We start from the raw sequence: 14,571 nt of genomic DNA, 5'->3' as shown, positions 1-14,571 counted from the left end.
AGCGCGCCCGCATGGCAAAGTTCTTCATCGACCGGCCCATCTTCGCGTGGGTGATCGCGCTGTTCGTCATCGTGCTGGGCGCCGTGTCTATCACGCAGCTCCCGATCGCGCAGTACCCGCCGGTGGCACCGCCGGCCATCGTCATCAACACCGCCTACCCGGGCGCCTCGGCCCAGACGCTGGAGGACAGCGTGCTTTCGGTTATCGAGCGCGAGATGAACGGCTCCCCGGGCCTCATCTACATGGAGTCGGTGGCGCAGGCGGATGGCACCGGCACCATCACCATCACCTTCGAGACCGGCACCGACCCCGACCTCGCGCAGGTGGACGTGCAGAACCGGCTGTCGCGCGCCACGCCGCGCCTGCCGGCCGCGGTGACGCAGCAGGGCGTGCGCGTGGACAAATCGCGCAACAACTTCCTGCTGTTCACGATGCTGTCGTCGACCAACCCGGCGATCGACACCACGGCGCTGGGCGACTACGCCTCGCGCAACGTGGTGCCCGAGCTGCAGCGGATCGCCGGCGTGGGCCAGGCCCAGCTGTTCGGCACCGAGCGCGCCATGCGGATCTGGATCGACCCGGCCAAGCTGCAGGGCTACAACCTGTCGGCGGCCGACGTCAACGCGGCCATCCGCGCGCAGAACGCGCAGGTGTCGTCCGGCACCATCGGCGACCTGCCCAACGTGCCGGGCCAGGCCATCGCGGCGACGGTGGTGGTGAACGGCCAACTCACCGGCACTTCGCAGTTCGGCGACATCGTGCTGCGCGCCAACACCGACGGCTCGGCCGTGCGGTTGAAGGACGTGGCGCGCATCGAGCTGGGCGGGCAGGCCTACGCCACCTCGGCGCGCCTGAACGGCCAGCAGGCCGTGGGCATCGGCGTGCAGCTCGCACCGGCCGGCAACGCCTTGGCCGCGGCCAAGGCGACCCGCGCCAAGATGGACGAGCTGCAGCGCTACTTCCCGCAGGGCGTGTCGTGGACCATTCCGTACGACAGCTCGCGCTTCGTCAGCATCTCCATCACCGAGGTGGTGAAGACGCTGTTCGAGGCGGTGGCGCTGGTGTTCCTGGTGATGTTCCTGTTCCTGCAGAACTGGCGCTACACGCTCATCCCGACCATCGTGGTGCCCATCGCACTGCTGGGCACCTTCGCCACGCTGCTGGCGCTGGGCTTCTCGATCAACGTGCTGACCATGTTCGGCATGGTGCTGGTGATCGGCATCGTGGTGGACGATGCGATCGTGGTGGTGGAGAACGTCGAGCGCATCATGAGCGAGGAGGGGCTGTCGCCGCTCGAAGCCACGCGCAAGGCGATGCGGCAGATCTCGGGCGCCATCATCGGCGTGACGGTGGTGCTGATCTCGGTGTTCGTGCCGCTGGCCTTCTTCTCGGGCTCGACCGGCAATATCTACCGCCAGTTCTCGGCAGTGATGGTGGCATCGATCAGCTTCTCGGCCTTCATGGCCCTGTCGCTCACGCCGGCGCTGTGCGCGACGCTGCTCAAGCCGGTGGAAGCGGGCCATCATCACGAGAAGAAGGGTTTCTTCGGCTGGTTCAACCGCGGCTTCACGCGCACGGCCAAGGGCTATGAAAGCGTCGTCTCGCGCATCCTGAAGCGCGCCGCGCGCTACCTCATCATCTACGCCGCCATCATCGGCGCGGTGCTGGTGGTGTACCGGCAGCTGCCGACCTCCTTCCTGCCGCAGGAAGACCAGGGCTACATCATCGTCAACGTGCAGCTGCCGCCCGGCGCGACGCAGGAACGCATGCTGTCGGTGATGCAGGACGTCGAGAAGTACATCCTCAAGCAGCCCGAGGTGGAGAACATGGTCGGCGTGCTGGGCTTCAGCTTCTCGGGCCAGGGGCAGAACGCGGGCCTGGCCTTCGTGACGCTGAAACCCTGGGACCAGCGCCACGACCCGGCCAACTCGGCCGACGCGGTGGCGGGCCGGGCCTTCGGCGCGCTGTCGGGCATTCGCGACGCCTTCATCTATCCGCTGTCGCCACCGCCCATCCCGGAACTCGGCAATGCGAGCGGCTTCAGCTTCCGGCTGCAGGACCGCAGCGGCGCCGGCCACGACGCACTCATCAACGCGCGCAACCAGCTGCTCGGCATGGCCGGCAAGAGCGCGATCCTGACGCAGGTGCGACCCGACGGCCTGGAAGACGCACCGCAGCTGCAGATCGACATCGACCGCGACAAGGCCAACGCCCTGGGCGTGGGTTTCGATGCGATCAACAGCGCGTTGTCGACGGCACTGGGCTCCACCTACGTGAACGACTTCCCGAACCAGGGACGCCTGCAGCGGGTGGTGGTGCAGGCCGACGCGCCAGCGCGCATGCAGCCGGACGACCTGCTGAAGCTCAACGCCAGCAACAGCCAGGGCGCACCGGTGCCGCTGTCGGCCTTCGCCAGCACGCGATGGATCACGGGGGCGCAGCAGACGGTGCGCTACAACGGCTACCCGGCGATCCGCATCTCGGGCTCGGCGGCCGCTGGCTCCAGCTCGGGTGCCGCGATGGCCGAGATGGAAAAGCTCGCCGCCCAGCTGCCCGCCGGCTTCGGCTTCGAGTGGACCGGCCAGTCGCGCGAGGAAAAGCTCGCCGGCTCGCAGGCGGTGATCCTCTACGTGTTCTCGATCCTGGCGGTGTTCCTCTGCCTGGCCGCGCTGTACGAGAGCTGGACCATCCCGCTCGCGGTGATCCTGGTGGTGCCGCTGGGCGTGCTGGGGGTGCTGCTGGCGACCATGTTCCGCGCCTACTCGAACGACGTGTACTTCCAGGTGGGGCTGATCACCATCATCGGCTTGTCGGCGAAGAACGCGATTCTGATCATCGAGTTCGCCAAGGACCTGCAGGCGCAGGGGCGCGGGGTCATCGAATCGGCGCTGGAGGCCGCGCACCTGCGGTTCCGGCCCATCATCATGACCTCGCTGGCCTTCGGCCTCGGCGTGATGCCGCTGGTGCTGGCCTCCGGCGCGGGCTCGGCGAGCCAGCGCGCGATCGGCACCGGCGTGATCGGCGGCATGGTGACCGGCACGGCCCTCGCCGTGCTCTTCGTGCCGGTCTTCTTCGTGGTGGTGCGCAGCCTGTTCAAGGGCAGTGCGCGCCAGCGCGAGATGGACAGGCGCCATGCAGAAGCCGCTGGCATCGATGAAAGCTCGGCCCATGAGTAAAAAGACTTTTCGTTCCACCGCACTCGCCGCCGCGGCCGCCCTGGCCCTGGCCGGGTGCTCGCTGATTCCGACCTACGAGCGCCCGGCGGCGCCGGTGCCGGCCGCCTATCCGGGCGCGCAGCCTGCGGCGGCCACCACCTCGCCGGCATCGACGCTGGCTTGGCAGGACTACTTCACCGATCCGCGGCTGGCGAAGCTGATCGAGCTCGCGCTCGCCAACAACCGCGACCTGCGCGTGGCGGCGGGCAACATCGAGCAGGCGCGCGCGCAGTTCCAGATCCAGCGCGCGGCGCAGTTCCCGGCACTCAACCTGTCGGCGAGCGGCTCGCGCTCGAGCCCCAACCCGCTCGCGGCCGCCGGCCTGGGCGGCAGCGTGGCGTCGAGCTATTCGGTCGACCTCGGCATCACCGCCTGGGAGCTCGACCTGTTCGGCCGCATCGGCAGCCTCAAGGAGAACGCCCTCGCGCAGTTCCTCGCCACCGAGGAAACGCGCAAGGCCACGCAGATCAGCCTGATCGCCGCGGTGGCCAGCGGCTGGCTCACCTTGATCGCCGACGACCAGCTGATGGCGATCACGCGCCAGACTCTGGGCACCCGCGAGGAATCGCAGAAGCTCACCCGCCTGCGCTTCGAGAACGGCGTGTCGTCGGAACTCGACCTGCGCCTGGCCGATTCGCTGACCGAAAGTGCGCGTGCCACCTATGCCGAACAGCAGCGCGCGCGCATGCAGGACGAGAACGCCCTGGCCCTGCTGCTCGGCGCACCGGTGCCGCCCGAGGCGATGGAAGGCAGCGGCGGCGACCGCGGCCTGGACGCGATCGCGCCCATGCCCGAGCTGCCGGCGGGCCTGCCCTCCGACCTGCTGGGCGAGCGGCCCGACATCCGCGCGGCCGAGCAGCAGCTGATCGCGGCCAACGCCAACATCGGCGCGGCGCGAGCGGCCTTCTTCCCGCGCATTTCGCTGACCTCGTCGATCGGCACGGCCAGCAGCGAGTTCTCGAACCTGTTCGATCGCGGCACCAAGGCCTGGACCTTCGCGCCCGCACTGACGCTGCCGATCTTCGACGCGGGCCGGAACCAAGCCAACCTGGAGTCGGCCCGCGCTGGCCGCGACATCGCGGTGGCGCAGTACGAGAAATCGATCCAGACGGGCTTCCGCGAGGTGGCCGACGCACTCGCGGGCCGCGCCACGCTGGGCGAGCAACTGCGAGCGCTGCGGGCCCAGGCGGAGGCGGAGTCGGTGCGCTTCAGGCTCTCGGACCTGCGCTACCGCAACGGCATCGCCAGTGCGCTGGACCTGCTGGACGCCCAGCGTTCGCTCTACGGCGCGCAGCTGTCCGCGGTGCAGATCCAGCTCGCGCAGCTGCAGAACCAGGTGGTGCTTTACAAGACGCTCGGCGGCGGCTGGGCAACGCGTTGACGTCCGCGAAGAGGCGCCTCCGGGCGCCTCTCTATAATCGCCGGCTGACCATAACAAGCCCGACGAGCCCCACATTGAGGACCCAATGAGCGACGACGCGCACTACCAGGCCACAGAAGATGCCCACACGGGCCCGATCAAGAATCCCAAACAGCTCCTGCTGGCGGTCTTCTTCTCCTTCATAGTGCCGATCCTGATCATCTTCGGGCTCGTTGCCTACGTGACCTCCGCCAACCATCCTTCCGGGGTGGCACAGGGCGACAACATGTCGCTCTACGGCGTGTCCAAAGAATCCCGCGATCGCGACATCGCGGAGCGTCTCAAGAAGATCGGCGCGATCGAAATCCGCGATGCCAACCGGCCGCTGGCCGCCGGCGAGGCGGTGTTCAAGGCGCAGTGCGTGGCCTGCCACGGCGCCCCGGGCATTCCGGGCGCTCCGCACCTCAACGACGCAGCCGCCTGGGGCCCCCGCATCGGCCAGGGCTACGACACGCTGCTCGAACATGCGCTCAAGGGCAAAGGCGCGATGCCTGCCCAGGGTGGCGGCGACTTCGAAGACGTGGAAATCGGCCGGGCCGTGGTCTACCTGGCCAATGCCGGCGGCGCCAAGTTCCCGGTGCCCGACCGGCCCGCGGCGGGTGCCGCTGCGCCTGAAGGCGCGGCTTCCGGTGCGGCCCCGGCGGCGGCAGCCACCGCGGCGGCGGCACCTGCTGCAGCAGCACCCACTGCGGCTGCACCTGCTGCACCTGCTGCACCCGCCGCACCCGCCGCACCCGCTGCCTCCGAGCCTGCCAAGTAAGCCGGCCTCGCGCCCATCCACGAAAAGCCCGCAGTCGCGGGCTTTTTCATTGGCGAGCGTGTCCGAGGATCAGGAGGTCTTCGGCGATGCGGGTCGGCCCGCTGCAGGGCTCATCACGTAGCAGAAGCGCTCGGGCAACTGCGCCGCCTGCACGTCCTGCGGCACCCAGCGCCCCTGCTCCACCGCATCGGCCGCCAGGCCCATGTCCTGCGTGTGCACCAGGCCCAGCCCCAGGGGCGTGGCGAGGTACAGCAGCCCCTCTTCGTCGACCAGGCAGGCCGAAGACTCGACCGGCGTGCCGGTGTGCGATCGAACCGAGAGGTCTTCGCTCACGCGCCACACCCAGGGCGCGGCCTCGAGCTCCACGTACACGCGCTGCGGCCCGTTCTGGAAGAACCATTGGCCGCGCTCGTCGTGCTCGTAGTTGCGCTGGATGAAGTCGATGAGTTTTTCGTGCCTGAGCAGCGAGCCCTTGGCGGCAGGAAAGCCGCCCGCCGCCTGGGTGCGGTCGTCCCGCAGGTACCAGTTGCCACGCGCGTCGAGACCCAGCCAGCCGTAGCAGTGCGGCACGTTGGGCCACTTGGCGATGGCCTGCTTGACGATGTCGTCCATGCGCGGGATTCTGGCGCGCTTCGATGGGCATCGCCATCGGACAAGGCCGCGTATCTGCAACGCGGGACGACAGGCGTCAGAGATGCTGTGCCAGCCAGTTGGCCACGCCATCGGGCATGCCGCGCACGTGGCCCGGCGGCAGGCCCAGCGGAAATCCCACGTGCCCGCCGTGGGCCGGCTGCCACAGCGTGACGTGGCGGCCCACCTCCCCGGGCCGCGGCAGGCTGGAGGCCGGCACGAAGGGATCGTTGGCCGCATTCAACACCAGCGCCGGGATGCGGATGTCCGCCAGGTGCGGCTTGGCCGAGGCGCGCGCCCAGTAGTCCGGCGTGTCGCGAAAGCCGTGCAGCGGCGCGGTGAAGATGTTGTCGAAGGTGTAAAGGTCGGCGGCCGCCAGCAAGGCCTCGCGGTCGAACAGCCCCGGGTGTTGCGCCAGCTTGGCCAGGGCCTTGGGCTTCATGCTCTTCAGGAACATCCGGGTGTAGACCAGCCGGTTGAAGCCGCGTCCGATGGCCGCGCCGCCGGCCGCCAGGTCCAGCGGCGCGCACACGGAGGCGACGGCGCGCACCGTCCTGCCCGCCTCGCTCCCGGCTTCCTCGACCCAGCGCATCAGCGCATTGCCGCCAAGCGACACGCCCACGGCCAGGATGGGTGCATCCGCCGGCAGCCGTTCGCGCAGCTTCGAGAGGATCCAGCCCACTTCCTCGAAATCGCCCGAGTGATAGGCCCGCGGCGCCAGGTTGATTTCGCCGCTGCAGCCACGGAAGTGCGGCACTGCGAAGTCCCAGCCGCGCGCCAGCGCATGGGCAGCAAAGGCCTCGGCATAGTGGCTTTTCGACGAACCCTCGAGGCCATGGAACAGCACCAGCAGCGGCCTCGGCTCCTGTGTCGCTTGCGCCACAGAGGCCGGCGACGCGAGGAAATCCACGTCGACGAAATCGCCATCCGGCGTGGCCCAGCGCTCGCGCCGGTACGGCGGAAGCGGCGCGACCACGCGCCGCGCGAAGAGCGCCGGCCAGATGGTCTGGAAATGGCCGCCCGGCAGCCAGCGCGGTGCAGCGTACGAAGGCGTCATCAGTGCAAGGTCTGCGGCGTTTCGTCCGCTTCGTCGGGTGCGTGCACGGTGCCGGGGCTCGCGTGGTGCGCGACCATGCGCCAGCCCTGGGCGGTCTTGTGATAGACGTTGGTGGCCAGCACGAAGGCATGGCGCGGTCCCTCGGCCGTCAGCACCTCGATGCGCTCGAGCACGTTGTGCACGGCGCTCGCGAGCGATTCCACCTTGCGCACCTTCGCCGGCGTGGCGTGGATCGCGCCGTTGGCGAACATCTGCTCGAAGGCGCCGCGGATCGCGACCGTGCCCACCAGGCGCGGGCCGCCGGGGTGCACGCAGAACACCTCGTCCTCGTCGGCCCAGCAGGCCATCAGCGCATCGATGTCGCCGCGCTGCAGGGCCTCGTAGAAGGTGGCTTCCACGTCGTCGGCGGTGCCGCCCATGGTGGCGGCGCGGAGTTTGGTCTTGGTGGACATGTCGTCGACTGCGGCTGGAGGTGCCGATTCTGCCTTGGCCGGATGACGATCAGCCAGTCGCGGCAGCCGTCAGGGCACGGGCTGCAGCCAGCCTTGCGCCACGGCCTCGAGTTCGCCCTGCGCCGCCTGCCACACCAGCTCGGGCGCCGCCACGTGCACGCCGGGCGGCGCGATGCGCAGCGCCACGTCGACCAGCTCCGCCACCTTGGAGGCGCGCACCGGCTGCTCGCTGGTGGGCACCATGAAGCGCGCGATCGACAGCATCCAGGCCGCCAACCGCTCGGCCGGGTGCGCCAGGCGCAGCGCTGCCGGCTTGCGCGCCGATCGCACGATGAGCACGCGCTCGAAGCCCAGCGCCACCACGGCCTGCTCGTCGAGGCTCGCGAGCCCGCGCTTGAGCGCCTCGGGCAGCCGGCCCTGGTCGTGCGGCTGCACCACGGCCAGCGTGCGCACGCCGCAGCGGCGCAGCCAGGCCGCGAGCACCGGGAGTTGTTCCGGCTCGGGCGTCCACAGCGCGCGCTCGCGGTCGTAGTAGAGCCGCGGCGGCTCGAACAAGACCAGTGCGGTGTCGGCGGGCACGGGCGGCCAATGGTCGATGTCGACGCCCGGCACGAACACGGCCTCGACGCCGCGCACTGCATCGCGGATCGGCTCGCGCGCCAGCACCCGCGTGTGCGAAAAGCGATGCCGGCCCGCCAGCCGGCGCACCAGCTCCTGGCCCAGCGCACCGGTGGCGCCGGCGATCAGCAGCGTGCCCTGCTGCGCGCGCGCGGCCGGTGCAACACCGCGGTTCGCGGCCTGCAATGCCTGAAGAGGATCGACCGCCATCGGCCTATGCTAACTTCGCGCTTCCGCAAGAACGCACGTACGCAGGTACGCGAAAGAAGAGGCTCCGACATGCTGATGATTCGACGCTGGCTCCTGGTCTTCCTCGCAACGCTCGCGACCCTCGGCCTCGCCGGCTGCGGCTACAACGACTTCCAGCGCCTCGACGAGGTCAGCAAGTCGGCCTGGAGCGAAGTGCTCAACCAGTACCAGCGCCGCGCCGACCTGGTGCCCAACATCGTGGCCACCGTGAAGGGCGAGGCCAACTTCGAGCAGGAAACGCTCACCAAGGTGATCGAGGCGCGCGCCAAGGCCACGTCGATCCAGGTGACGCCCGAGACGCTCAACAACCCCGAGGCCTTCAACCGCTTCCAGCAGGCGCAGGGCGAGCTGTCCGGTGCGCTGTCGCGGCTCATGGTGGTGGCCGAGCAATACCCCAACCTCAAGGCCAACCAGGCCTTCCGCGACCTGCGCGTGACGCTGGAAGGCACCGAGAACCGCATCACCGTGGCGCGCAACCGCTACATCCAGACCGTGCAGGAATACAACGTGCTCGCGCGCAGCTTCCCGACCAACCTCACGGCCAAGGTCTTCAGCTACGAGCCCAAGCCCACCTTCAGCGTGCAGAACGAGGCGCAGATCTCCACGCCGCCGACGGTCGATTTCGGCCAGCCCAAGAAGTAAGCCGCGCCCCATGACGGCCGCCCGGGTCTGGCGCGCGCTGACGGCCTTTCTGCTGTTCGCCGTCGCGCTCGTCGGCGCGCAGGCGCAGGAGCTGCTGCCGGTGCCCGTGCTCACCGCGCGGGTGATCGACCAGACCAACACGCTCGACGCCGCGCAGCGCCAGGCGCTCGAAGCCAAGCTGCTGGCGCTGGAGCAGGAGAAGGGCGCGCAGATCGTGGTGCTGATGGTCGCAACCACCGCGCCCGAGGACATCGCGAGCTACGCCAACCGGGTCGGCAACGCCTGGCGCATCGGCCGTCGCGAGGTGGGCGACGGCATCCTCGTGGTGGTCGCCAAGAACGACCGCAAGATGCGCATCGAGGTCGCCAAGACGCTCGAAGGCGCGGTGCCCGACATCCTGGCGGCCCGCATCATCGACACCGAGATGAAGCCGCGCTTTCGCGAGAACGACTTCGCGGGCGGACTCAATGCGGCCGCCGACCAGTTGATCGCACGGGTCAAGGGCGAGGCGCTGCCCGAGGTCGACGTCAACAGCGGCGACTTCGGCGGCGAGCACGACGATCGCGGCTTCGACTGGGAAGACCTCGCGATCTTCCTGTTCTTCGGCGTGCTCGTGGGCGGCCCGATCGCACGTGCCCTGCTCGGCAAGGTGCTGGGGCCGCTCGCGCTGGGCGGCGTGGCCGGCGCCGTGGTGATGGTGGTGACCGCCAGCGTGGTGGTCGCGGTGCTGGCGGGCCTGGGCGCCCTGCTCTTCACGCTGCTCTCGGGCGCCTTCGGCGCCGGTGCGGGCCGCGCCGGCGGACGCGGCCGTGGTGGCGGCTGGACGCCGACGCCTGGCGGCTGGAGCAGCGGCGGCGGAGGCGGTGGCTTCAGCAGCTCGTCGGACAGCGGCAGCTTCAGCTCGGGCGGCGGTGGTGATTTCGGTGGCGGTGGCGCCTCGGGAGACTGGTAGCCATGGCCTCGCAATCGCTCTTCTCCAAGTTCGCGCGTCTCTGGCGCCATCGCTGGATCGATGCCGGCGACCTGCGCCGCGCCTTGCCGCCCGAAGCACTCGAGCGGCTGGGCGCCCGCGTCGCGGCCAGCGAGCGCCGGCACAGCGGCGAGATCCGAATCTGCATCGAGGCGGGCCTGCCCTGGTCGTACCTGCGCCGCGGCGCGCCGGCGCGCGAGCGGGCGATCACGATGTTCGGCAAGCTGCGTGTCTGGGACACCGCGCACAACAATGGCGTGCTGATCTACCTGCTGCTCGCCGAGCACGCGATCGAGATCGTGGCCGACCGCGGCATCGATGCGCACGTGGACAAACAGGAATGGGCCGCGATGGCGCGGCGGATGGGCGAGGCCTTTCGCGAAAGCCGGTTCGAAGACGGAATCACCCAGGCGCTGGAGGAAGTATCGGCGCTGCTGATGGCGCACTTCGCGCTGGCGGAGGGCGAAGCCGATCGCAACGAGCTGCCCGACGAGCCGGTGGTGCTGTAGCGGCTGCTGCGGCTGTAGCGGCTGTAGCGGCTGCTGCGTCTTCGAGTTCGTCTGTTCAGCGGCTCGGCTTCGCTACAGCCCTGCGGCTGTGTGAGCAACTACCCGGCGCGCGCGTCCTGCTCGTCAAGCAGCCGGCGGTTGACCGCGTGAACGGCATCCAGCTCGCTCTGCAGTGCACGCGACACCTGCGACAGCGTGCGCAGCCGGCGATTGCCTTCGCGCAGCCGGCCCGTGACGATCTTCGACACCCCGAGCATGAGCCGCGCAGCGACCGAAGGATGCCGCTCGACCAGGCCCAGCAGCGCCTCGCGCGACAGCAGGCCGAGCTTGACGTCGGTCAGGGCCGTGCAGCTCGCCGAACGCGGGCCGCCGTCGATGACGCCCATTTCGCCGAGCAGGCTGCCGGGGCCGGCCACCGTGATCACGACTTCGCCGTCGGGGATGCCGGCGCTGCTCACCGCACGCACCTGGCCGTCGAGCACCAGCACCATGTAGTCGTTGTCGGACGAATCGCCTTCTTCGAACAGCAGCGTGTCGGCCAGCAGGTGGAGCGGCTTCATGGCGTCGACCACGACCTCCGCGTCGGCACGGCTCATGCCGGCCATGGACGCTGCATGCGCCAGCAGGTCGATGGCTTGATCGCGAAGGTCGTTGCGGGAAGAAGTGGGCGCGCGGCTGGATGGCATGGGATGCACAAGAACAAAGACAAGGACAAAGCCCGAAAGGGGTTGTCAGTTCGAAAGCGGCCAGACGGCATCTCCGCCGATGCCGTAGAAATGCCGCCCATTGGCCGCCTCGACCGGCCAGCCGCCGGTGAATTCGCCGAAGGCCGGGAGGATCAGGCGCTGCTCGTCGCGCACGAAGCAGGGCATGCGCATGCTGTCCCGGCCGCGGCCGTGGAGCTTGCAGACGGGGTGCAGGTGGCCGGCGAGCACGAAATGGGTGGCGTGCCGCTGCGGATGGTGGCAGGCCGCGAAGGGGCCGATGAGATAGGGCTCGTCGACGATGTCGAAGTGAAGCGCAGGCGGCGGGTCGCCGGCCAGGCTGTCGTGGTTGCCACGCACCAGCACACAGCGCAGCGACTCATGATGGGTTCGCCATTCCGCGAGGTCGTCGAGCAGCTGCCGCGTGCGCCCGTGAATGCCGTGCAGAAAGTCGCCGAGCACCACGAGCTCGCGCGGCCGGTGCTGCTCGATCAGCGCATCGAGCCGCTGCAGGTTGCGGGCCGTGGTGCCGAAGGGAACCGGCTGGCCCAGTGCACGGAAGGCCGCCGCCTTGCCGAGGTGAACGTCCGCCACGAAGAGCGCGCCGCCCGCGGGCCACCAGAGCGCACGCTCGGGCAACAGTTCGACGGATTGGCCGGCAAGTTGGAGCCGGCAGGACGGGGTAGTGGGTGACACGCAATGAGTTTCGCAAAAGTCCATGGCGCGAACCTCGTAAATTGTCGCTACGGGGGGTGGGGACTGCCCTAGTGTCAAGGCGGCCTGGACTCGTCGGGCCGGTCGAAAGCCAGCGCCCTTCGAACGTGCTCGGCGCCCTCTTCGTCCGGTGCCGGCTCGCCGCCGGCGGCTCGCTCGAGCTGCGCCACCATCCGCGCGATGCGATCGGCCACGGCCTCGTTCGACAGCTTCTCGCGGAAAAGTTCAACCAGGAGCGGAAAGGCGAACGGCGTCGGCCGCGCTGGCGTCTGCACCACGAGCCGCTGCGCAGCCATGCGTGCCAACGCGTCGCGCAGGCGGCCGATCTCCAGCTCCTGCGCGAGCAGTTCTTCCTCGGCCTGCCGCAGCAGGCGGTTGGCCGGGTCGTATTTGCGAAACACCTCGTAGAACAGCGACGACGACGCCTGCAGCTGCTTGTTGCTGCGCCGCTCGCCGGGGTAGCCCTGGAAGATCAGGCCCGACACGCGCGCGATCTCGCGGAAGCGCCGCCGCGCCAGCTCGGTCGCATTGAGCGACGCGAGCACCTCGTGCAGCAGTTGCGCATCGGGCACCGTCGCCAGTGCCTGCGGCAGCAACGCGGGCCAGTCGACTTCGTCCGCACACAGCAGCTCGAAGCCGTAGTCGTTGACCGCGATGGAGAAGGTGCGCGGCTGGTGCTGGGCGACACGCCATGCGAGCAGGCTCGCCAGCCCCAGGTGCACCAGCCGGCCCGCGAAGGGATAGAGGAACAGGTGCCAGCCCTCGCGCGTCTTGAGCAACTCGGCCAGCAGGGTCTGCGGGGTGGGCAGGGCCGACCAGCGCTGCTGCACCTCCAACAGCGGCCGCACGCACTGCAACTCGGGCGAGTCGTAATGGCCCTCGCCGGCGCGCGCGAGCTGCTGCACCACCGCGTCGGCCAGCGTGCTCGACAGCGGCATGCGCCCGCCGTTCCAGCGCGGCACCGTGGGCTTGCGGCCGGTCGCGCGCCGCACCAGCGCCGTCATGTCGTGCACGCGCACGAGTTCGAGCGGCCGCCCGCCGAACAGGAAGCAGTCGCCCGGCTTCATGCGGGCGATGAAGCTTTCTTCCACGCTGCCGATCTTGGCGCCGCGCAGGTACTGCACCGACATGCTGGCATCGCTGACGATGGTTCCGATGTTCATGCGATGCCGGCGCGCGAGGCGGGTGTCGGGCACGCGCCAGACACCTTGCTCGTCCGGCACGGCGCGGCGGTAGTCGGGGTAGGCCACCAGCGAAGGCCCACCCTGCGACACGAAGTCGAGGCACCACTGCCAGCTCTCGCGCGAAAGGCTGGCATAAGCGACGGTGGTGCGCACTTCCGCGTACAGGTCGTCGGGCACGAAGCCGCCGCCCAGGGCCACGGTGACGAGGTGCTGCACGAGCACGTCCAAGGGATGCTCGGGCGATCGGCGGTCTTCCACGTGGCCGGCCGCCACCGCGGCGCGCGCGGCGGCCCCTTCCACCATCTCGATGCTGTGCGTGGGCACCAGCGTGATGCGCGACGGCCGGCCCGGCGCGTGGCCCGATCGGCCGGCCCGCTGCAGCAAACGCGCGATGCCCTTGGCGGAGCCGATCTGAAGCACGCGCTCCACGGGCAGGAAGTCGACGCCCAGGTCGAGGCTCGAAGTGCAGACGACAGCCTTCAGCGTGCCAACCTTGAGGCCCGCCTCGACCCATTCGCGCACGCCGCGGTCGAGCGAGCCGTGGTGCAGCGCGATCTGTCCGGCCCACTCGGGCCTGGCGTCGAGCACCGCCTGGTACCAGATCTCCGACTGCGAGCGCGTGTTGGTGAACACCAGCGTGCCGCTGCTCGATGCGATTTCCGCCACCACCTGCGGCAGCATGGTCAGGCCCAGGTGGCCGCCCCAGGGAAAGCGCTCGGCGCGATTCGGCAGCAGCGAATCGATGACGAGTTCCTTGGCCATGGCGCCCTGCACCATCTCGCCCTCGCCGCCGGCCAGCAGCGTGCGCAGCGCCTCGGGCAGGTTGCCGAGCGTGGCCGACATGCCCCACACCATGAGGTCTGCATTCCATCGACGCAGCCGGGCCAGCGCCAGCTGCACCTGAACCCCGCGCTTGTTGCCCATCAGCTCGTGCCACTCGTCCACCACCACCAGGCGCAGGCTGTCGAGCACCTCTTTGGCATCGGGGCGAGAGAGCATCAGCGACAGGCTTTCGGGCGTGGTGACCAGCACGGTCGGCAGGCGCCGGTTCTGCGCGCTGCGCTCGGCCGAGCCGGTATCGCCGCTGCGCGCGCCGGCGCTCCAGCCCGGCGCCATGGCTTCCAGCGGTTGCTGCAAGGCGCGCAGGGTGTCGGTGGCGAGCGCGCGCATGGGCGTGAGCCACAGCACCGTGAGCGGCGGCGCGTGCTTGCCCGTCGAAGGCCGGGCGAAGGCCTGCAGCGCACCCAGCCAGACGGCGAAAGTCTTGCCGGCACCGGTGGTGGCGTGCAGCAAGCCGGAGCGGCCATCGGCGATCGCTTTCCACACCTCGCGCTGAAAGCCGAAGGCCTTCCAGCCGCGCGCCTTGAACCAGTCGTTCGCGCGCGTCAAGGTATTGCTCCTTCCCCCTCTGGGGGAAGGTAGGGATGGGGGCACGCAGCACTGGCGA

12 protein-coding genes and 1 pseudogene are annotated in these 14,571 nt (G+C 69.6%); 6 read left to right on the top strand and 7 right to left on the bottom strand.

What is annotated here, in order from left to right:
- Nucleotides 1-11 precede the first annotated feature (11 nt).
- The 3 genes and pseudogenes from B0W80_RS04885 to B0W80_RS04875 form a co-directional block, all read left to right on the top strand.
- Complete coding sequence (locus tag B0W80_RS04885) at nt 12-3,176, top strand: efflux RND transporter permease subunit (protein WP_076997981.1); 3,165 nt, start codon at nt 12-14, stop codon at nt 3,174-3,176.
- Entirely contained in the window at nt 3,169-4,596 is a 1,428-nt protein-coding gene (locus B0W80_RS04880) for an efflux transporter outer membrane subunit (RefSeq protein WP_076997980.1), read from the top strand. Before B0W80_RS04885 ends, B0W80_RS04880 begins: the two co-directional genes overlap by 8 nt.
- An 85-nt stretch (nt 4,597-4,681) precedes the next feature.
- A pseudogene (locus B0W80_RS04875) lies at nt 4,682-5,392 on the top strand (cytochrome c5 family protein); the annotation flags it as partial.
- Between the two features lie 72 nt (nt 5,393-5,464).
- Here B0W80_RS04875 and B0W80_RS04870 read toward each other — a convergent pair.
- The 4 genes from B0W80_RS04870 to B0W80_RS04855 all read right to left on the bottom strand — a co-directional run bounded on the left by B0W80_RS04870 (nt 5,465) and on the right by B0W80_RS04855 (nt 8,362).
- Nucleotides 5,465-6,007: a DUF2946 family protein gene (locus B0W80_RS04870; RefSeq protein WP_076997978.1), complete on the bottom strand. Its 543-nt coding sequence runs from the start codon at nt 6,005-6,007 to the stop codon at nt 5,465-5,467.
- Nucleotides 6,008-6,083: 76 nt separating this feature from the next.
- Nucleotides 6,084-7,082, bottom strand: a complete 999-nt coding sequence (locus tag B0W80_RS04865; RefSeq protein ID WP_076997977.1) for a YheT family hydrolase — start codon at nt 7,080-7,082, stop codon at nt 6,084-6,086.
- Nucleotides 7,082-7,534 carry a nuclear transport factor 2 family protein gene (locus B0W80_RS04860; protein ID WP_076997976.1) on the bottom strand — a complete coding sequence of 151 codons (453 nt, stop codon included), beginning with the start codon at nt 7,532-7,534 and terminating at the stop codon, nt 7,082-7,084. The genes B0W80_RS04865 and B0W80_RS04860 overlap by 1 nt, the downstream gene beginning before the upstream one ends.
- Before the next feature lie 69 nt (nt 7,535-7,603).
- Nucleotides 7,604-8,362, bottom strand: coding sequence for a hypothetical protein (locus B0W80_RS04855; protein ID WP_076997975.1), 759 nt, complete (start codon nt 8,360-8,362; stop codon nt 7,604-7,606).
- A 69-nt stretch (nt 8,363-8,431) separates the two neighbouring features.
- On the opposite strand from B0W80_RS04855, the gene B0W80_RS04850 reads away from it, so the two are divergent.
- From B0W80_RS04850 to B0W80_RS04840, 3 genes are read left to right on the top strand one after another with little or no spacing between them, the layout of a single operon-like run.
- On the top strand, nt 8,432-9,043 hold the full coding sequence (locus B0W80_RS04850; RefSeq protein ID WP_076997974.1) for a LemA family protein: 612 nt from the start codon (nt 8,432-8,434) through the stop codon (nt 9,041-9,043).
- 10 nt (nt 9,044-9,053) lie between these two features.
- Nucleotides 9,054-9,995 carry a YgcG family protein gene (locus B0W80_RS04845; protein ID WP_076997973.1) on the top strand — a complete coding sequence of 314 codons (942 nt, stop codon included), beginning with the start codon at nt 9,054-9,056 and terminating at the stop codon, nt 9,993-9,995.
- A gap of 2 nt (nt 9,996-9,997) precedes the next feature.
- Nucleotides 9,998-10,522 (top strand): TPM domain-containing protein, encoded by a 525-nt coding sequence (locus tag B0W80_RS04840; protein ID WP_076997972.1) that lies wholly within the window; start codon nt 9,998-10,000, stop codon nt 10,520-10,522.
- Between the two features lie 98 nt (nt 10,523-10,620).
- Here the strand turns inward: B0W80_RS04840 and B0W80_RS04835 are convergent, their stop codons facing one another.
- From B0W80_RS04835 to B0W80_RS04825, 3 genes are all read right to left on the bottom strand, one after another.
- Nucleotides 10,621-11,208 (bottom strand): Crp/Fnr family transcriptional regulator, encoded by a 588-nt coding sequence (locus B0W80_RS04835; RefSeq protein ID WP_143684481.1) that lies wholly within the window; start codon nt 11,206-11,208, stop codon nt 10,621-10,623.
- A 45-nt stretch (nt 11,209-11,253) separates the two neighbouring features.
- A complete protein-coding gene (pdeM, locus tag B0W80_RS04830; protein ID WP_256856487.1) occupies nt 11,254-11,922 on the bottom strand; it encodes a ligase-associated DNA damage response endonuclease PdeM in 669 nt (222 codons plus the stop codon).
- 74 nt (nt 11,923-11,996) lie between these two features.
- Entirely contained in the window at nt 11,997-14,513 is a 2,517-nt protein-coding gene (locus tag B0W80_RS04825) for a ligase-associated DNA damage response DEXH box helicase (RefSeq protein WP_256856486.1), read from the bottom strand.
- Nucleotides 14,514-14,571 lie beyond the last annotated feature (58 nt).

This window comes from Variovorax sp. KK3 (genome assembly GCF_001984055.1).
Taxonomy (GTDB): domain Bacteria; phylum Pseudomonadota; class Gammaproteobacteria; order Burkholderiales; family Burkholderiaceae_C; genus Variovorax.
Note: the sequence above shows the minus strand (reverse complement) of the source record. Positions and strands in the feature narration are given on the sequence as shown.